This is a genomic window from Bradyrhizobium sp. WSM3983 (assembly GCF_000473045.1).
GTDB lineage: Bacteria > Pseudomonadota > Alphaproteobacteria > Rhizobiales > Xanthobacteraceae > Bradyrhizobium.
The window spans coordinates 61,498-80,328 of sequence record NZ_AXAY01000017.1; the positions used below are offsets into that span (position 1 = coordinate 61,498).

Here is an 18,831-nt window from a genome sequence, read left to right on the forward strand (position 1 = left end):
TTCAGGTCCGCTCCTCATGGAGCGTAACCAGCACAGCATCCTGCTCAAAGCTCTCGCCCTCCTTGAAGTGAATACACTCGACAATGCCGTCTTGTGGAGAACGTATGACGGTCTCCAGCTTCATGCTCTCGATCGTCATCAGGGCCGTCCCGACAGAAACGGCTTGACCAGGAGAAACCCGGGCGACGATGACGACACCGGGCATGGGCGCGCGAGCGACGGCTTGGCTTATCTCCTGCTTCGACGTAGCAAGGGTTCGCAATGGGTCGCGGTAACGCAAACTGCGCGTTTCGCCACTCATGTGCACGTGAATGGTTTCGCCATCAATGGCGAACCTGACGGGCTGGCTTTCGCCCGCAATAATAACAACACCGCAGCCGTCACCGCGATGGGAGAACGCGACCGGGGCAATCACCCGGTCATGCAAGCAGAGACGGTAGTCCTCTCGGCACCGTGACAGCCATAGCTGGTATTCGACGCCATCAACCTCAAAAGAGTGATTCACGCTAGTTTCTCCAACTGCCCAGCGCCGCATGGAGGTCGGGCACGGCATCTGCCGATTCGCGGACCGGTCCGGTCAGGAGGGCACCTGCTGCCAGGAAGTCCGATAAGTCGGCCCGGGGGTCGCCTGCGGCGATGTGCGGATGTTCCTCAAGATAGCCCGTGTGAATGTGCCCAAGCAGAAATCCGTCGTCCGCGAGGATTCGGGCAAGGAAGCTTGCGTTGGTTGCGCAACCGAGAAGCACCAAATCCCGCATCGCGCGATGCGCCTTTTGCGCAGTCTCGATACGCGAGGGCGAATGCACGACGATCTTGGCGAGCAAGGGGTCGAATGCTGTCGTGATCTTCTGACCTCGCGAAAGACCGCTGTCGATGCGTATACCGTCGCCGCCGGGGTAGTCGAGCACGAGGACCTTGCCTGTTGTTGGAGCATATCCGCGCTCCGGCGCTTCGGCACACAACCTGGCTTCGATCGCATGTCCGCTCGGCACAATTTCGGATTGTGCCAATCGAAGTGGGCGACCCGCAGCGATGTGGATCTGCTCGGCAACAAGGTCAACGCCGGTGATCATCTCGGTCACGGGATGCTCAACTTGCAAACGTGTATTCATTTCCAGAAAGTGGAACTCTCCTCCGCCAAGGAGGAATTCGACAGTGCCTGCATTGTGATAGTTGGCTGCACGGGCGATGCCGACGGCGGCATCGCAGATGCCTTGACGCAACTCCGACGACAGCCCCGGCGCGGGCGCCTCTTCGATGACCTTTTGGAACCGACGCTGGATCGAGCACTCCCGCTCGAACAGATGAGTCACGTTTCCGAAGGCGTCCCCGAGCACCTGGACTTCGATATGGCGCGGGCTTTCGATATATCGTTCGACGTAGAGCCGGCCATCTCCGAAATAGCGCTGCGCCTCGCTGCGCGCCTGCGCAATTGCGTCCTCCAGGAGCCCGATGTCGCGCACAATCTGCATGCCCTTGCCGCCGCCGGCCGCGGAAGGTTTTACGAGCAACGGGGGTCCCATGGCCCGGGCTCTGCGCACGAAGGTCGTTGCATCATCTTCCTCGATGGCGCAAGGAGCGACTGGAAACCCGTGTCGCTGAACGAAGTTGCGAGCGCGAATTTTGTCGCCCATCAGTTCTATGCTTTCGGGGGCAGGTCCGACGAATGTGATGCCGGCGCTCGTAACGGCCCTTGCGAACTCCGCGTTCTCCGACAGAAATCCATAACCTGGATGCAGCGCACCGGCGTTCGCTTGTCGGGCGGCGGCGATAATCTGCGGGATGTCGAGATAGGCAGCAATCGGCGTGCGTCCGTCGATCGCGATGGCTATATCGGCCATAGAGACGGCAAGCGTGCCGGCATCAACGTCGTGGTAGACGATCGCAGAACGAAGCCCCAGCTTGCGAAGGGTCTTGATGATACGAACGGCGATCTCTCCCCTATTGGCGATCAGAACGGTATCAAAAGGCAGTTCGTGCATTGAGATATCTTCAGCTGCTTGGTATGCCCGACTACAGACGTTTAGCTTGAGCCCGACGATCGTCCTGTGAGCCCCGCGTCACGTCCCACACCATCGATCGGATCGGTCTAAGTTGGTGCCACGCACACGTGCCGCGGCACGAATATCATCAAGCGAAACCAGCTGTCGCGCATACCTCATCTTGGGCCCCCATTTCCTGTGGCGGCATCCCGAACTGAGATGACTTGGCGACACTGCACGCTCAAGCGTTGGATATTGCCTTTGAGACAGGCCGCGACGGCGTCCTCATCAGGTATATGGGCGCCGCAGAGGCGAAGCGCATCCGGTGTGCAAGCCTGACGCGCCTCCGCTGAGACCGGCCGATCTCGCGCATCTACGCTTCCGCAGAACTCTGTCGTCATCGCAACGCAAAAAAGCGCAATTGTATAGCGATGCGCTCTGTGGCGCGACGAGCGGTTGGTTTGCTGCATGTGGTTCACGGCTATCCTCTGTCGGTGTGATCTACGATATTTTCATGCTGCATGGCGTGATGGTCGTGCACCGGGCGAGCTTGCGTTCAAGCCCCGCCGGGATGCGAGAATGTCCCGCTCCGATCTCAAAGGCCCGATTCACCCGAGCGGCCGCCGGACCGCGCATGGTGACCGATTCGCCGTGTGGGGAGTTCCCGGGCATCAGAACAGGGTGTCCCGATGCAGGTTCGAAGGTCTGAGAGGTTCACAAATCTCATCACGCGTCAGGCAGTGACCGACGGTCGGACGCGCGGTCCGCCGCCTTACTTGCATGATGATACAAACTGACGTTACGTCCGATTCAAGCCTCTTGAGAGCCACTTGTGAGAATAGATTGAGACCGTCACTCTGCCAGAGCGGGCTGTGCCGAACGGAGGTGCGAGCCCAATGCTCGAGGTGGCCCGCATTCGCCGTTATCGTGAAATCATGCGATATGCAGAGCGAGAGCGCGATTGCAGGCGACAGGCGAATTAAGGCGTGTTGGGTCGCGTTACACGCCTTTTGGCCGCGCGGCATCCACTCTGAAGTCCCTGGCATCTTGCGAGTCGGCGGCGCTGAGAGCCGTTTCGACAGTGGCCAATCACACCATGATGTTGAGCGGGCTGTTCCAGACGCCTCACTGTGCCGATCGGCCTCGGGATGCCGCCCCGTTTCACTCGCGGAAACGGGCAAAGCCAATTCGCTCACTCTGCTATCAAGTCGAGCAAGAGAGATATCGAGCCGCGCGTTGCTCGATGCGCGCCTGCCGCCCGGACCCGGTACCGCCGCGCTCGGTGGATACGCGTATCGCAGCCGCGCAGTCTAGCCTGATCATGCTCCAACCTCGAAAGGATCGGAGCATGACCTAATTCCGTGCGCCGTTCCGGGGCGCACGCGCGGCTATCTTTGAAAACGCGAACCTCTCACGGCTCCAGGGCGACCTGCAAACCCTCGTGACCTCCAACGTGAACATAACGCGGCCCGATTGGCCGACCTCGACCGCTGGCGACGGTGACAATGTCTTCCAGGGGAGCGGCGCGTGCATCCGATGCAGGGCGGGACAAGATCAGATCGGCGTGGAATAAACCTTCCGATTCAAGTCCGCTCGCATCGATGCCAAGAGTTGCCAACGTGGCCAAGCTCCTTTCAAATTCCTCGGCATCGCGAAATCGACGCTGAATAAATGTCGCACCAGTAAGGCGTTCCGTCACAAGACCACGCTTTTCGAACGTCGCAGCCAAGGAATCATACGGGAACATCCGCAGCACGAAAGAGATGATCCATGGACGCGTCTCTGTCACATCGAGAAGTTTGCTGAACGTCTTCTCGGTCACGTAGCCGATGCAGCCCGTCGACATGATGACATCAGCGGAACGGAGAATACGCGCCCCTTCCGTCGAAAGGGATTCCTTTTCAAGATCGGCGACAATACCCTGCTCAAGCAGGCCAACGGCCGTTGCATAGCGGATTGCCGGTGCCGAGACATCGAGACCGATAAACCGCGCTAGACCAACATCAGGCCAAGCCGAATAAAACTTGCGATCGAGATCCACCAGTGTCTCGGAACTGATCGCCCTCATCTCGCGCCGGGCGTAGCGGTGACGCAAGCCGCCGAAGGTCAGTGGAAACCGATGCACCGCCGCGTTGATGCCGTATGAACAGCCGACATCAAGCACGATCGGCTTAACGCTGGTTGCCGAAGCTTTGGCTGCCAGAATCTGACGCACGACCGGCTCTGCCACATCCGGGATCATATAATCCAAGCCTCCCAGGACGGAGAAATACGCTCTTGGATCATCCAAAGCGTAAATGTCATCGAAGATAGCTTTATCCTGATTGATACGCGAAAAATCTGCTCGCAACCCAACGTCTCCACATTTCAATTTGCACGCACGCCTAAGGCTCTTGCCTCGACCAGTACTCCTCTCATCGCAGATGTTGGCCGATGTATGAACCCCACGGTGCTTTTGCGCTCTGTCTCACCCCAATTCTTGAAAGATGCGCCAGTCATTCTCCCTCCGTGAGGCCTGCAGCTTGTCGCACTGATGCTGAAGCTGGACATTGAAGCGGGGCGAAGACGTAGAGCGACGGCCAAATCGGCTACACATTCCACGATGTAGGGGGATCCGCCTTGAGGCCGACAGCGAGCATCTTCTCGACATAACGCCAAATGCAGTCGTCCTTCCACTCAGCTGGCTGCGCCTAGGTGTCTGAATGTCGAGGAACCGGATGCACGAACAGCTCGAGCTCATGACAATGTCATAGACCAATGCGGACCATAGGGAGGATATCTAAAGGAGTGGCCGCAATCTTCCTTTCGGATCCGTCATTCTCCACCCGCTGTGGCGATTTCGGTTACGAGCGATTTATCGGTTCGAATGGAAGAATACCGAAGCCGGATCGCAGCTTCCTTTCATAATTGGGAGGAGCGTGCGCTTGGTCACTTCTATAATCCCTCCTCGCACAACCGCTCAACTGATTGCGGCTTCATCGCGCGTTGTTGGGCGAATCTTGCGACAGCGCTGCCCTAAAGGTGCGCGCTCAAGATGACGCTCTGTCCTTCGACGGGTTCAGGGCGATGTCAGGCCCGGACTGGAGAGACTTCGAGACAAGCATGTCAGAGATCACGCGTCGCAATGTGTTAGCGCTTGGAGTTTCAGCGTTGCTTCCGGTGAGAACCGGACGCCCGGCGCGAGTCGCCGCGGCAGACCGAATCCCGGTTCTTGACCAAAAATGGAATATCTATTTGAGCGAAGGTCCGACGGACCCTCGATGCCTGCCAGCTGTTGGCTCGCTGAGAGCGATGATGGTCTTTGTGGATTTCGCTGACGCACCCGGCGATGGCAGCGGCACGGAAGGGATAGCCGATCATCTCACCGGATACGGTAAGGCCGAGAAATGGTTTAGCGACCAATCGTACGGGCGCCTCACGTTCGAGATTGCCAGAATTCCTGGCTGGCGACGCATGCCTAAGCCCTCGACCAGCTACACCGGCACCAACAAACGTTTCACCTTCGAGCAGCACAGAGACTATATGTCAGATGCCGCAGCACTTTTCCCGGAACTCGATGTCCGCACCCACCCCCTGCTGCTTGTCGTTGGCGCGAAGACCGACGCAATTGCTATTTCACCAACATTTATCGCCACGCTGGCCAGGGCACCCATGACTCCAACGGGGCCGGTTCGTTGGGGCGTGACCTTCGGCAAGGACAGCTATACCAACAACCACATGAACCTGTGTCATGAGGTGTGCCACACCCTTGGATTACCTGATCTCTATAACTTCGAGCCATTGCGACTTACGACCGGCTCCTGGGACGTCATGGGCGATATCTTTCGGAGCAGGTCGCTGATCGGCTGGCATCGCCACAAACTTGGCTGGCTTGCAGACGAGCGCAAGGCTTATTTGGCGCACGGGGAGTTTGGGACTGTCCTCACACCGCTGCCAGGCAGCACAGGAACCTCGATGATTGTGGTGCCAGCCGACGATGTCTTGAATCCATCGAAAGTGTACGTGCTCGAACTTGCACAGCCGATTCGAGGCCACGATGGCACAACGACCGGCGATGGTGTTCTTATCTACAGCGTTGATGCCAGGATCTCGACTGGCCATAGCCCGGTGAGCATCGTGCCGGCCAAAACGACGACGAATTTCAACTACGGGGAATTGTTCGAAGCGCCGTTTTCCTCAGGATCAATTCTCGATGTCCCGGCGTTGCCATTCAGTGTTTCGACCAAAGCCAAGCGCGACGACGGCTACGTTGTGGGCCTGAAGGTGCGCTAAGCGGCCTTTTCGCAACGGCTGTTCCTCCGCTCAAGGGGCTTGGCGTCGTGGCGAGCAAAATTTCGTTTGTCTGGGAGAGCTGTCGCGCCTGGCCCAGGTGGTGTTGCGCCAGGCGATGCTGGACGTAGCGAGGTCGCACTGGGATCGGGCGGCTGGAGCGCTGAGGCAGCACCTGCAGGCTCCCACTGCGGACGATTTCGTCTGCCGGTGCGCCAGGCGGTGGTGGTGAGGCAAACTTCGAGATCACCTCGCGGGTCACCAGGGTTGCTAAAAAATGAGCCCCGGCCTGGGGCCGGGGCTCTCGATCCGCCGCTCTAACGCGATGGAATCAGTATTTGAGAGCTACGGGGCCCCAGAACTTGTAATTGAGCCGCGCGGTCAGCAGGTCGAAATCCTGCCCGATGCGATCGCTAGCGACCGCACCCGCGGGGGTGTTGAAGTTCACGTTAGCGTCTTGCCGGAATATATGGTCGTACTCGACCCCGACCGACCAATTCGGCGCGAAGCCGAGTTCGATGCCCGCCCCGACCACGCCGCCCCAACGGGTCTGGTCAGTGCTCGCCAGCGGCGCGCCGGCGAGGGAGTTGACCTGATAGGTATTGCCGGTCACCGCGGCACCGCCCTTGGCGTAGAGCAATACGTTGTTGATGGCATAGCCGACCTGGCCTGTAAGCAGGCCGAACGACCCGGTCTTGGTCTGATTGATGTCGCCCGGGAAGGCGGTGCTGACATTGGAGCCTTTGAAATCGGCCCAGTTGCCTTGGCCTTCGACACCGAAAACGACCTGGCCCGTCTGCCAGCGATAGCCAAACTGGCCACCAACGGTTCCGCCGCTCGCGTCATGAGAGCCTTCGGGCGTGACGCCTCCAAAATCCCAGGAGCTATGGGTCGAACCCCAGCCGCCATTGGCACCAAGATAGAAGCCGCTCCAGTCATAGATTGCGGCCGCGACCGGTGCTGGCATCGGCGGTGCCTTGGTGTAGATGGGCTGCTGAGCGAGATCGGCGGCGAATACGGGCGCTGCCCCGATCAACGCGACGATGCTGGCAGTCACAAGCAACAACTTCTTCATTTCGAATACGCTCCTTCACATTTCCCCTGCGCCGCACGCGTAATAGCAGTGCTGTCTCGAATTGCTGTAGCTGTCGCGCAACATTCTCGCTTCCAGAAGCGCTTGAACCTAACGCCGCGTCAGCTTGCGCGCTTGTAAATCATGATCAACCGGCACAGCAGGCAGCGGTCCATCGTGTATCGAACCCATGGGCGTGCGCGTCAATTCCAAAGGAAGTGAAGTTGTCGTTGAACTCGAACCAGAGCGATCATGACACGCGCCTGCACCGAAGCAGCGAGGATCGTAGAGAATCGAGCGAGTGCTATCATGTCGTCCCATTTCCTCGGGGCGCCACGACCGGAAACCGGAAACACTCACCATCTACTCCCTCATGACGGATCACGTCACGGTCCGTGAGTGGACCGAAGGCTCAAACGATCAAGTCCGCACTGGTATCAAAACGCGGCAAGCACGCGCTGCTGGTCTATCTCGTTCACAACATCATCGGGAAAAGCCAGTTCGAACTTAGTCGCCCGATAATGGCGGGTTCTCAACATGATGTGTTTCGTTTGAGACAAAGTGCGCGCGCGACGCCCATGCCGCTGCGCATTCACGATGAGCCGTTGCGATCGAAGGCGCAGCATATTTGGCCCGCCTCTTGCTCTGATTGCGGTTAGGGGATTTGGCTCGACTTGATAGGAGGCGGTCAATGCCGGCCTGTCGGTGGATCTTACAAGGGGATGCGCTGTGATACTGCTCCGTCCTGATGTGCGACCAATCTGGATGAGGCGAACGCAACGCAGATGGTTCTGGTGCGAAGGAGGGAGCCGATTTCATGCAGAACGAGGAGGGGGCCTGCGAAAACGATTCTCGTCTATTAGGCCCATCCGAACGGCACCTGGTGCCGTTCTTCCCGGCCAGGCCGAATACAATCTCAACAGAAAGAAGCAATGAAGTACCTGGAGGACAGCAAGGACCTGGACATCGAGACCCGGCTTTCTCGTTTCGGCCGAGCGCCCGCCGAAGATTCCGGGATGGTCAACATGCCCGTCTACCGGGGCTCCACAATTGTTTCGGAAACCCTGGAGGAATACGAATCGCGAAAGAATAGCGATCCGGCAGCCAACTACGGCCGCTTTGGCTCGCCTCTGTCCCGCGCACTCGAGCTTGCCGTTTGCGAACTGGAGGGCGGCTATCGCTCGCTCCTGTTTCCGTCGGGGCTCTCTGCCTGCACGCATTCGCTTCTCGGCCTTCTGCGCGCAGGCGACCATGTTCTGATCAGCGACGGCGTCTATACACCTCTCAGGACATTCGCGGACGAGGTTCTCTCAAGACTTCAGATCACGGTGCAATACTTCTCTCCAACGCAGCCTGCAGAGCTTGCAGCGAAAATCACCCAGAATACCCGGGCCATCTATCTGGAATCGCCTTCGTCCCTCACGTTTGAGGTGCAAAATGTCCCTGCGCTTGCTGCCATAGCCCATCGCTCCGATGCGCTAGTGGTCATGGACAATACATGGGCAACGCCTCTGTATTTCAAGCCGTTTGCGCACGGGGTCGACATCTCGATCCAGGCGGCGACCAAATATATCGTCGGCCATTCAGACGCGCTGCTTGGTATCGCCACTGCCAACGAATCGGCGTGGCCGGCGCTGCGGTCGAGCGCCCACGATTTCGGGGAGATTGCTGGGCCGGATGACGTCTATTTGGCCCTTCGGGGACTACGCACCCTGGCCGTCCGCATGAAGCGTCATTGGGACAATGGCCTCAAGCTGGCCCAGAGCCTTCAGTCGCATCCAGCCGTCGATAACATCTTGCACCCGGCGTGTCCGGACGACCCTGGCCATGCGCTTTGGAAGCGAGACTTTTCGGGGGCGAGCGGCCTCTTTGGTCTTGCGCTGAAACCGATGTCGCAGCCGCAGCTTTCGACTTTCTTCAATCGGCTGCGGCTGTTTGGCATCGGCTGGTCCTGGGGCGGATTTGAAAGCCTGGTGATGCATGTCGACCCATTAAAGCGCGCGGAACCATCGCTCGCTCTCGCTGGACCGCTGATTCGGGTTCACGCGGGCTTGGAGGACGCGAACGACCTGATCGCGGATATGTATCAGGCGCTTGATGCGGCTTGGGAGACAAGAAGCAGGCGTGTTGATCCGGACAACGATGCGCTCATCGCTGAGCTCGCCAAACGAGCCTAAGCGCAGTCAACTCGAAGCCGAACCTTGGCTTGCCCAAGAAAGAAGTCGGCCGTGAACGAGTAATGAAGGGAATGCCATAGGCGCGTTTTGACGAAGAGCGAGAGCCCCGCTCGTCATCGAGATGTTCTGGCCCACGATTCTTGGGGTCAGAAGTTCGCTCGCGGGATGGTGTCGGAGCAACTCCGATACCCCATCGAGCGGGACCGCCGCCAAACCTGGGAGGAGCGATTATGACAACCATTGCAGCTGCGCCACCCGCGCGGGCGTCTCGATCATGGTACAAGGTCCTCTACGTCCAGGTGTTGTTCGCAATCCTGCTCGGCATCATCGTCGGGTGGAGCTGGCCATCGCTTGCCACCTCCGACTGGATTAAGGCGCTCGGCGACGGCTTCATCAAGCTCATCAAGATGGTGATCGCGCCCATCGTCTTCTGCACCGTGGCCTCTGGCATCGCGCATATCCAGGATGCGAAGAAGGTCGGCCGGGTGGGGATCAAGGCGTTGGTCTATTTCGAGATCGTCTCCACCCTCGCGCTCGTGATTGGCCTCGTCATGGGCAATCTGTTCCAGATCGGCCGCGGCCTTGCCGCCAAGCCCGATGCGGCGGCGGTCGCCAATTATGTCGAGCAGGCGAAAGCGACCAAGTTCGTCGATTTCGCTCTTAACATCATTCCCGACAGCGTGGTCGGCGCGCTCGCGCGCGGCGACATCCTGCAGGTGCTGCTGTTTGCGATTCTGCTCGGCTTTTCACTGATGGCGCTCGGAGAGCGCGGCGCGAGGCTGCGCAGCACGATCGACGACGCCGCGCAAGCCGTGTTCGGCGTGATCGCCATCATTATGAAGGCCGCGCCGATCGGAGCGTTCGCCGCCATGGCATTTACAGTCGGCAAGTTCGGGCCCTCGGCGCTGGCCAATCTGCTCGGATTGATCGCGCTGTTCTACGGGACCGCCGCGCTGTTCGTGATCGTGGTTCTGGGCCTGATCGCTCGGTTCGTCGGCTTCTCCATCTTCAAGTTCAGCGCCTATATCAAAGACGAACTCCTGATTGTGCTCGGCACATCGTCCTCAGAGAGTGCGCTGCCGCAGTTGATGGAGAAGCTCGAGCGGCTGGGCTGCTCGAAGCCCGTGGTCGGCCTCGTGGTGCCGACCGGCTATTCCTTTAATCTCGACGGCACCAACATCTATATGACGCTCGCGACGTTGTTCATCGCGCGCGCCCTCGGGCTCGACCTCGCTTTCGACCAGCAACTCACGATCTTGATCGTGGCGATGCTGACCTCGAAAGGGGCGAGCGGCGTCACCGGCGCTGGCTTCATCACGCTCGCAGCGACACTGTCCGCGGTCAACCCGGCTCTGGTGCCAGGCATGGCGATCGTGTTCTCGATCGACAAGTTCATGAGCGAGGTGCGCGCACTCACCAATATCATAGGCAATGGCGTTGCCGTCGTGTTCGTGTCCTGGTGGGAAGGCGAGCTCGACCGGACCACGCTGCATGCACGCCTTGGCGGGCGGATCGATCCGCCGGAAACGGAGATCGCGACTGCTGACGCCGCTCCTGCCCCGGAAGACACGCGCAATTCAGAGATTGCGTGCGCAAGAGGAGCAAGCTGGACTGAACGCGCGCGTTGCAAACGCGGACGAACGCATTCGTCGTGATACTGTTTTACCGCGACCAACGCCTGCTGGGGTAGGCGAAGGTCGGGGTCGTGGATGGCCCCGCGAATTGGAGGAACGCGAACGAGCGCCGCATGGCGAGCTGCTGGTTGAAACGGCGGAATCATGACTCAGGATTGGCCGAGCAGCTCGGATTGGATTGTCCTCGCGGCGTAAAGGGAAGCATCGAGCGGCAAATTACCAAATGCGAGCTGACAAAGCAGGTAATTTGCGCCTGCTTCCTCCAGCTGATTGAGCAGAACGTTTCGAACGGAGGTCGGGGTTCCGGCGACGCACAATTCGCTCTCGATTGCCGCATCGAATGTCAGCGGAAGGGGTTGTGGCGTCGGGATGTCATTGAGCTCGTAAAGGAATTTGAAGCTCGTTAGCCATTGCTCGTAAGCGGATCTGGCCAGGGAATAAGCGTCCGCCTCGGATCGCCCAATCACGATCATGCGCAGCAGTCCAACAAATGGCCCACGATCAGGAGCGCCGGGACTGCGCTCTCGATTTGTGTGGTAGGCATCGGTAATTTTGCGGGCGCCGGCGGCGGGCCCAACGCAGGCGAGGTTTGCGCCATTGCCCGCGGCCCAGATGGCCGTCTCAGGCCGATTGGTGGTCACCCACATCGGGGGACATGGACGCTGATGCGTGGCTAATGTCAGGGGAACCTCGTTCAACTGGAAATGCCGGCCCTGGTAGGACAGGGCTCCACCCTTCATGGCCTTCAGGAGAATGTCGTTGGCTTCCTCGTACCGGCTTGGCGCCGCGTCCTCGGAAATTCCAAAGTAGCCTAGCTCGACTGGAAGAGCGCCCCGTCCCAGACCCAGCTCGAGCCTGCCGCCGCTCAACTGATCGAGCATGCAGATCTCCTCAAATGCGCGTAGCGGATGATAGAGGTTAAGCAGCATGACCAATGGGCCGAGACGAAGGTGCCGCGTACGCTGCGCGACGCTCGACAGGAAAAGACCAGGCGAAGGACCTCTTCCATGGGGCGTGCAGTGGTGCTCGGCCACGTGATACGCATAGAAGCCGAGACGATCGTATGCCTCTGCCAAGACCAGGCGATCTTCGTATTGACGACCCATATCGCCGCCGTCGTCGTCCAGGTGATCGAAAATGCCGCAGGTGAGTTTTGACGAAGGCCGGTGTGTCATTAGAATATATCCTTGCTGAGGGGGAAGGCCTGCTCGTTTTCAGGGCGGGACTTAAGGGCCGTATTTGTTTTGGCCGCATCTCGCGAGCGTCGGGTCTGAGCTTTGATAGGTGTCGTGGGGTCCAGCGACGAGATCGTTGTTCCGTTCCGCCTCCGTGACGCTGGGGTAAGCGCTCGATGCGCGGCCACTTGGTCGTCAGCTGTAATAGGTCAATGCTTGGCTTGAGCCGCTATCATCGTTTTCTCGTTCCATCAGTGGGATAACGAAATGAGTGGGGATCGACGCGCGGTTGGCTATCCACCTCGCTTCAGGCATTCTGAGATCGCGGCAACTGCAGCTAATGCCAATGTTGATGCGGATGCAGTGGTCAAGGCCGTTATCTGGAAAAACGGCAACGAGTAACGGTGGCTTGGTGTACCAAATGGCGGCTTAGGGATGGCCTAGCAGCTCGGATTGGATGGTTCTTGCGGCGTACAGGGATGCATCTAGTGGTAAATTCCCAAATGCGAGCTGGCAAAGGAGGTAATTTGCGCCTGCCTCCTCCAGCTGATTGAGCAGAAGGCGTCGGACGGGCGTTGGTGTTCCGACGACGCACAATTCGCTCTCAATTGCCGCATCGAATGTCAGCGGAAGGGCCGGTGGCGTCGGGATATCATTGAGCTCGTAAAGGAATTTGAAGCTCCGCAGCCATTGCTCGTAGGCGGATCTAGCCAGCGAATAAGCGTCCGTCTCGGATCTCCCAATCACGACCATGCGCAGCAATCCAACAAATGCCCCGCGATCAGGGGCGCAGGGACTGCGCTCTCGATGTGTGCGGTAAGCATCGGAAATTTTGCGAACACCGACGGATGGACCTACGCAGGCGAGGTTCGCGCCATTGCCCGCGGCCCAAATTGCCGTGTCGAGCCGATTGGTGGTCACCCATATCGGGGGAGATGGACGCTGGTGAGTCGTCAATGTTAGAGGAACCTCGTTCAACTGGAAATGTCGGCCTTGGTACGACAAGGCTCCGCCCATCATGGTCTTCAGGAGAATGCCATTGGCTTCCTCGTACCGGCTTGGCGCCGCGTCCTCGCAAACCCCGAAACAGCTTAACTCGACTGGGAGGCCCCCCCGTCCGAGACCCAGCTCGAGCCTGCCGCCGCTTAATTGATCAAGCATGCAGATCTCCTCAAAAGCGCGGAGCGGATGACAGAAGTTGAGCAGCATTACAAATGGGCCGAGACGGAGGTGCCGCGTACGCTGGGCGACACTTGACAGGAAAAGACCCGGCGAAGGACCTCTTCCGTGGGGCGTGCAATGCTCTGCCACGTGATACGCATAGAAGCCGAGGCGATCGTATGCCTCCGTCAAGATAAGGCGATCTTCGTATTGACGACCAATATCGCGGCCGTCGTCGTCCAGGTGATCGAAAATGCCGCAGGTCAGTTTTGACGAAGGCCGGTGTGTCATCAGAAGAAATCCTCCAGGGGCGACTGCCTGCTCGTTTCCGGGGGGCCGTACCTATTTATCGTCGCATCTCGCGACCGTCGGGTCGCGATATCGATCGGCCATGCCATCGAGCGTACGGCATCGTCGTCTCGCTTCGGCTCTGCAACATGCGCAGGGGGAGGCGCTCAATGCGCGGCCTCTTTGCCGTCAGCTGCAAGAGATCTCTGCTTGGCTCAAGCCGCTGTCGTCGACTTCTCGTTCCATCAGCGGTATAGTTAAATGAGCGGACATCGGCGCGCGGTTGGCTATTCATCTCGTTTCAGGCTTTCTAAGATCGCGGCAACTGCTGCCAAAAACGCGTCCATTTGCTCCGTAGTGCCGATGCTGATGCGGATGCAGTTATCGAGGCCGTCATCTGTAAAAACAGCAACGAGTATCCCGTCTCTCTCCAGCGCGGCATGCCACCACTTGCCATCCTGTCCGTTCGGCACACGCGCCAGCAAGAAATTGGTATGGGAAGGCGCTACACAGAACCCGAATTGACGCAGTGCGGCCGCAACTCGTTCTCTCTCGTGCTTGATATGCTTATGGTTCTCTTCGTAGGCCGCGCGATGTGAAAGGATGCTGACGCCGACCGCATGCGCTATGACATTCATGTTGAAGACGTTCTGGATGTTCCTCAGTCGTCCAATAACCTCTGGATGGCCAAGGCCGAAGCCGACGCGAATGCCTGCGGCCGCATAGCTCTTCGACAAAGTTCTCAAGAGCAGGAGATTGGGGTAGCGGCGGACGAGCCTTAGACCATCATCAGGTGCGAAGTCGACATAGGCTTCATCCAGCACGACCAAGCGCTCAGACTGTGCAACGAGGCGTTCGATATCGGCGATAGGGACGAACGTCCCAGTCGGATTGTTGGGATTAGCCAACAAGATGAACTTGGCGTCCTTTGCCGGACCGAACAGCAACTGATCAAGCGGGATCGAATGCGAGTCGCTCCACGAAACTTCGAGAAATTTGGCGCTCTGCAACACAGCTAGCTTACGATTGAACGAAAACCCGGGAGACATCATTGCGACGCTGTCGCCCGGTCCAAGAAAGGCCCTGTAGATCAGGCCGAGAAGCTCAGACGATCCGTTGCCGGCGATCACATGGTCCTTTGAGAGGCCGTAGGCATCGGCGGCAGCCTCCCTCAAACCGATGTTGTCGTCTTCCGGATACAGATACTGACGCTCGAGCGCCGAGATCGCACTTCGCCATACCATTGTTGGTAGTGGAAATGGATTCTCATTGGTGTTTAGCTTCACGTAACGCGCATCTGGCGCCCGCTGGCCGGGCGCCTGGGCTTCCAGGTCTTTAGCCGGCTGCGCAAGAGAAGAGAGCACGCCTTGCAGTTTTACATCGACCATATTGTGTTCCCTCTTGATGCGCAGACGGCAGTCGCCATTGGCAGTGTCCTGAGGCGGTCTAGCGAGAAGCCCGTTTCGCACACCTGGCGTGGCGGCCGCCTGTGGCGTTGGCGGTGCACGAGCCAAATGTCGGCGCTTGAAGCGCTGCGCCTCGCAAGAACGACCTGGTTGTTGGTGCGCGATGCTGCGAGCACTGGCCCAGGGCGCTCGAGCCGCAAGCCTTGGCTTAAAGGTCGGTACATGCGTGGCGGCGTCATGCGATGCTCCCGGGCGAGGCACTGGCCTACGCCGGCTTTTCTACAGGCCGTGGCGACCTGTTTGCCGAACCTACAATTTGACGCTACGTGCGAATCAAGTCCTGTCGAGGTGCTCGTCCCAAAATTCGTGCAAGCTCGTGGCTGACTGCGCGTTGTGCCTGGCTCGGGCGCATGAGAGCTGTGCAGCAAATCAACGGCGGTTCGGGCGGCATCCGGGCACGGGATCGGGCGCGGGGGCGAGCGCCTCGGGCGGCTCTCGGGCAATCGACTGTCGGAAGTCCTGCCCCTCTGTCGGAAAGCAAACACAGCCGATCTCCTGAGTCCCGCCCGTTTGCGAGACGACCTTTGGCTGCGAACTGTTGCGGTGTTGATCGCACTGGCCCAGATCCCGCAGCGCGCCCACGGGTTGGCGTTAGGGAAGGTGGGTGCTTGTGTCTCGATCTTGGTGAAGAACGTGGGATATTCAGTCGGCCGGAGCCGACGGCTGGCGCCCGTCGGCCTCACGCGTTTCAAAGGCAACATCGCGAGCGAAGACACAAGACGTTGGTTCCGGTCGCGTCCTCACGCAATTCCGAGCTCCGCGCCGGAGCGCCGTCGCGGGGAGCCAGCCGGGCGATAGCCCTCTGCACACATCCGCCGCTCCGACGTGAGCGATACAGGTGCGACCCTGCGATGACCGTCAAGATCGAGGCCAATCGCGGCAGCTTTCGGCGGCAAAGAGCCGCCGCCATCGGCGTCGATGACCGGCTTGCGAGCGCAATTGCATGTCTCGATCGACGCTGGGGCATTCCTGCGACGGCGCCGGCACGTCACCCATCTCTTTGTTGACAAATTCAGTCAAGACTTGCCCCGACCGATTCCAATTGAATCGGAAAGGCGATGTGAACCGCGTCTTCCTGTTCGTTAGCTAAAAGCAATGCCGACATCAATATTGTGATCGCCGGCGCTTGCGCGTTCACCTGCCTTGCAAGCACTGGTCAGCCTTTTTAGAGAGAGAACGTCCAGAGTCGCACGCGCGAAATCGCACGCGCCAACACATCGCGTCAGATTCCCGGCAATCCGATTGCATGCGCGACCAGAAGTTTTGTCGCATATAGGGAGTGAGCGTCGCCGCAAAAACATCGGCGCTCCTCGCGTGGGCTGCACCAGAAGAGACCGCTAGCGCCGTATTCCAATGTTTGGCTGGGAAAAAATCCCGTTCTGATCGGGAAAAAGATGACGCGTGCATCAAAGTTGCTATTCAACGGTTGCCGACGGCTCGCGGTCGGTTACAGATGGCGTCGGAAAATTGTAGAGGATCCACGCAAGATTGTTGGAACTCGTGCAGTGAACTGCGAACGCAGGACAACCTCGTCACAAGGACGTTAAGACCACGATGCGTTTATAGTGGTGCCATGAAAGAGCGTTATCTCTGAAGGCGTCCATGAATTGCGCACGAGCATCAGACGCAGCATCAAATCTCGCAAAATCCAAACAAGTTGGTAGGGAGGATGCTGAGAATAACGGAGACGTCGTCATGTTGAACATCGCTTCCGCACACGAAAGGCCTGACTCAGTGTCGGAGACGAACCAAACTGTTCCCATTGTGACACTGCACGAAAGCGCGGTTGTCGGGATCTTCGAAATCTCGAAGATACTCACCGCCCCCTGCCGGCTCGAAGTCACGTTGGCCAACGTCGTGGATATTCTGCATTCGTTTGTTCAGATGCGGCACGGCATCGTCTCGCTTTTCGACAATGATGGCCAGCCAGACATTACGGTCGGTGTGGGCTGGACCGAAGGCAGCGACGAGCGGTACCGGATGCGCCTGCCACCGAGAGCAATCGATCAGATCGTGGCGACGGACATTCCGCTTGTGGCCGAGGACATCGCGGTCCATTCGGCCTTCACTACGGCTGACCTCGAGGTGCTCGGTGCCACCGATAGCACACGGGTGTCGTTCATCGGCGTTCCCATTCGGATCGACGCGAAAGCAGTTGGCGCGCTGACCATCGACCGTGTTCTGGACGACAGCTCAAGCGTACGGCTCGAATACGACGTGAGACTTCTCACCATGATCGCCAATCTGGTCGGGCAGACCGTGAAGCTGCATCGGCTCTTTGCGACAGACCGCGAGCGGCTGATGGCGGAAAAGGATCGATTGCAAAAGCAATTGGCCGAAATCCAGCAACCCGCGCGCGAGCGCAAGAAGGTCAATGTGGAAGGCATCATTGGCGATAGTCCGGCGTTGCGCGCGCTGCTCGACAAGATCGCGGTGGTTGCCAAATCGAATAGCACGGTTCTGCTGCGCGGCGAATCCGGTACCGGGAAGGAGCTGGTGGCCAAGGCTATTCACGCCCTCTCGGCGCGCTCCAAGCGGCCGTTCATCAAGCTCAACTGTGCGGCGCTCCCCGAGACCGTTCTGGAATCTGAATTGTTCGGCCATGAGAAGGGTGCTTTTACCGGCGCCTTCAGTTCACGCAAGGGGCGCTTTGAGCTGGCCGACAAGGGTACGCTGTTTCTGGACGAGATCGGCGAGATCTCGCCCTCGTTTCAGGCAAAGCTGCTGCGCGTCCTGCAGGAGCAAGAATTCGAGCGTGTCGGCAGCAATCAGACCATGAAAGTCGATGTTCGCGTAATTGCAGCGACGAACAGAAACCTGGAGGAGGCGGTAGCAAATAACGGGTTCCGCGCTGACCTCTACTACCGGATTAGCGTGGTTCCCTTGCTGCTGCCGCCATTGCGCGAAAGGCGCAGCGACATTCCGCTGCTCGCTGGGGAGTTTCTCGGGAAGTTCAACAGTGAGAACGGCCGCACGTTGACGTTCGATCAAAGTGCGACGGACATCCTGATGAATTGTGGGTTTCCGGGTAACGTCCGCGAACTCGAAAATTGCGTGCAGCGGACAGCAACCCTCGCCTCAGGACCGTCGATCTGCAGAGAGGACTTTGCCTGCTGGCACGGCCAGTGTCTTTCGGCGATGCTCTGGAAGGGTGGATCGGAAGACGTGCCGCTGCAAGCGCGGCCGACCGGCGCAGGGGCCCCAAAGGCGAACAGCGCCGGCGCTGAAGCTCCTCGGTCAGCCGCGGGCACAGTTCCGCAGGTCCGGGACGAGCAGGCTGGGCTGGGGCCAGCCGGCGCGGCACTCGTAAGTACCGGACAGATGACCGATCCCGAGCGCGTCATTGCGGCCATGGAGCGATCGGGTTGGGTTCAGGCAAAGGCGGCGCGCCTGCTTGGTGTTACTCCCCGCCAGATCGGCTACGCGCTGAGGAAATACGGCATCGAGATCAAGCGCTTCTGAGCGGTGTGGTGTCGGTGCGCACATCGCGCTGTCGCAATGACGACGAATGTCCGAGGTGCGTCTTCACGAGTTGAAGCACGTCTGGCCCTTAGAACTCATTGTTGTCATCGACGGATGCCTTGAACTGCAAATGGTACGACATTTG

Annotated in this window: 12 protein-coding genes; 4 read left to right on the forward strand and 8 right to left on the reverse strand. The window is 59.0% G+C overall.

What is annotated here, in order from left to right; all coding sequences use genetic code 11:
- Position 1 precedes the first annotated feature (1 nt).
- The 3 genes from YUA_RS44865 to YUA_RS0123835 all read right to left on the reverse strand — a co-directional run bounded on the left by YUA_RS44865 (position 2) and on the right by YUA_RS0123835 (position 4,224).
- Complete coding sequence (locus tag YUA_RS44865) at positions 2-505, reverse strand: acetyl-CoA carboxylase biotin carboxyl carrier protein subunit (protein ID WP_051383354.1); 504 nt, start codon at positions 503-505, stop codon at positions 2-4.
- 1 nt (position 506) lies between these two features.
- On the reverse strand, positions 507-1,982 hold the full coding sequence (locus YUA_RS0123825; protein WP_027532953.1) for an acetyl/propionyl/methylcrotonyl-CoA carboxylase subunit alpha: 1,476 nt from the start codon (positions 1,980-1,982) through the stop codon (positions 507-509).
- Between the two features lie 1,411 nt (positions 1,983-3,393).
- Entirely contained in the window at positions 3,394-4,224 is an 831-nt protein-coding gene (locus tag YUA_RS0123835) for a class I SAM-dependent methyltransferase (RefSeq protein ID WP_371259909.1), read from the reverse strand.
- A gap of 860 nt (positions 4,225-5,084) precedes the next feature.
- Between YUA_RS0123835 and YUA_RS0123840 the strand changes: the two genes are divergently transcribed.
- The gene (locus tag YUA_RS0123840) at positions 5,085-6,254 is read left to right on the forward strand and encodes a hypothetical protein (RefSeq protein WP_156947210.1); all 1,170 of its coding nucleotides are present in this window, start codon (positions 5,085-5,087) and stop codon (positions 6,252-6,254) included.
- 328 nt (positions 6,255-6,582) lie between these two features.
- Here YUA_RS0123840 and YUA_RS0123845 read toward each other — a convergent pair whose 3' ends face one another.
- A complete protein-coding gene (locus YUA_RS0123845) occupies positions 6,583-7,326 on the reverse strand; it encodes an outer membrane protein (RefSeq protein WP_027532956.1) in 744 nt (247 codons plus the stop codon).
- A 434-nt stretch (positions 7,327-7,760) separates the two neighbouring features.
- Positions 7,761-7,949, reverse strand: a complete 189-nt coding sequence (locus YUA_RS0123850) for a hypothetical protein (protein ID WP_027532957.1) — start codon at positions 7,947-7,949, stop codon at positions 7,761-7,763.
- A 306-nt stretch (positions 7,950-8,255) separates the two neighbouring features.
- Between YUA_RS0123850 and metC the strand changes: the two genes are divergently transcribed.
- A complete protein-coding gene (metC, locus tag YUA_RS44870; RefSeq protein ID WP_051383355.1) occupies positions 8,256-9,500 on the forward strand; it encodes a cystathionine beta-lyase in 1,245 nt (414 codons plus the stop codon).
- A gap of 230 nt (positions 9,501-9,730) precedes the next feature.
- Complete coding sequence (gene dctA / locus YUA_RS44875; protein ID WP_084292821.1) at positions 9,731-11,155, forward strand: C4-dicarboxylate transporter DctA; 1,425 nt, start codon at positions 9,731-9,733, stop codon at positions 11,153-11,155.
- 128 nt (positions 11,156-11,283) lie between these two features.
- On the opposite strand, the gene YUA_RS0123865 is transcribed toward dctA, so the two are convergent.
- The 3 genes from YUA_RS0123865 to hisC form a co-directional block, all read right to left on the reverse strand.
- Positions 11,284-12,309 carry an LLM class flavin-dependent oxidoreductase gene (locus YUA_RS0123865; protein WP_027532958.1) on the reverse strand — a complete coding sequence of 342 codons (1,026 nt, stop codon included), beginning with the start codon at positions 12,307-12,309 and terminating at the stop codon, positions 11,284-11,286.
- Between the two features lie 429 nt (positions 12,310-12,738).
- Entirely contained in the window at positions 12,739-13,761 is a 1,023-nt protein-coding gene (locus YUA_RS0123870; RefSeq protein ID WP_027532959.1) for an LLM class flavin-dependent oxidoreductase, read from the reverse strand.
- A 284-nt stretch (positions 13,762-14,045) separates the two neighbouring features.
- Positions 14,046-15,146: a histidinol-phosphate transaminase gene (hisC, locus tag YUA_RS0123875; protein ID WP_027532960.1), complete on the reverse strand. Its 1,101-nt coding sequence runs from the start codon at positions 15,144-15,146 to the stop codon at positions 14,046-14,048.
- Between the two features lie 1,773 nt (positions 15,147-16,919).
- Between hisC and nifA the strand changes: the two genes are divergently transcribed.
- The gene (gene nifA, locus YUA_RS0123880; RefSeq protein ID WP_027532961.1) at positions 16,920-18,686 is read left to right on the forward strand and encodes a nif-specific transcriptional activator NifA; all 1,767 of its coding nucleotides are present in this window, start codon (positions 16,920-16,922) and stop codon (positions 18,684-18,686) included.
- Positions 18,687-18,831: the final 145 nt, after the last annotated feature.

Excerpts from the sequence above, each read along its gene's own strand:
- hisC (WP_027532960.1), bottom strand. The coding sequence starts at position 15,146 with ATGGTCGATGTAAAACTGCAAGGCGTGCTCTCTTCTCTTGCGCAGCCG.
- YUA_RS0123865 (WP_027532958.1), bottom strand. The coding sequence starts at position 12,309 with ATGACACACCGGCCTTCGTCAAAACTCACCTGCGGCATTTTCGATCAC.
- YUA_RS0123850 (WP_027532957.1), bottom strand. The coding sequence starts at position 7,949 with ATGCTGCGCCTTCGATCGCAACGGCTCATCGTGAATGCGCAGCGGCAT.
- YUA_RS0123870 (WP_027532959.1), bottom strand. The coding sequence starts at position 13,761 with ATGACACACCGGCCTTCGTCAAAACTGACCTGCGGCATTTTCGATCAC.
- dctA (WP_084292821.1), top strand. The coding sequence starts at position 9,731 with ATGACAACCATTGCAGCTGCGCCACCCGCGCGGGCGTCTCGATCATGG.
- YUA_RS0123845 (WP_027532956.1), bottom strand. The coding sequence starts at position 7,326 with ATGAAGAAGTTGTTGCTTGTGACTGCCAGCATCGTCGCGTTGATCGGG.
- YUA_RS0123835 (WP_371259909.1), bottom strand. The coding sequence starts at position 4,224 with ATGATCCCGGATGTGGCAGAGCCGGTCGTGCGTCAGATTCTGGCAGCC.
- metC (WP_051383355.1), top strand. The coding sequence starts at position 8,256 with ATGAAGTACCTGGAGGACAGCAAGGACCTGGACATCGAGACCCGGCTT.
- nifA (WP_027532961.1), top strand. The coding sequence starts at position 16,920 with ATGTTGAACATCGCTTCCGCACACGAAAGGCCTGACTCAGTGTCGGAG.
- YUA_RS0123840 (WP_156947210.1), top strand. The coding sequence starts at position 5,085 with ATGTCAGAGATCACGCGTCGCAATGTGTTAGCGCTTGGAGTTTCAGCG.
- YUA_RS0123825 (WP_027532953.1), bottom strand. The coding sequence starts at position 1,982 with ATGCACGAACTGCCTTTTGATACCGTTCTGATCGCCAATAGGGGAGAG.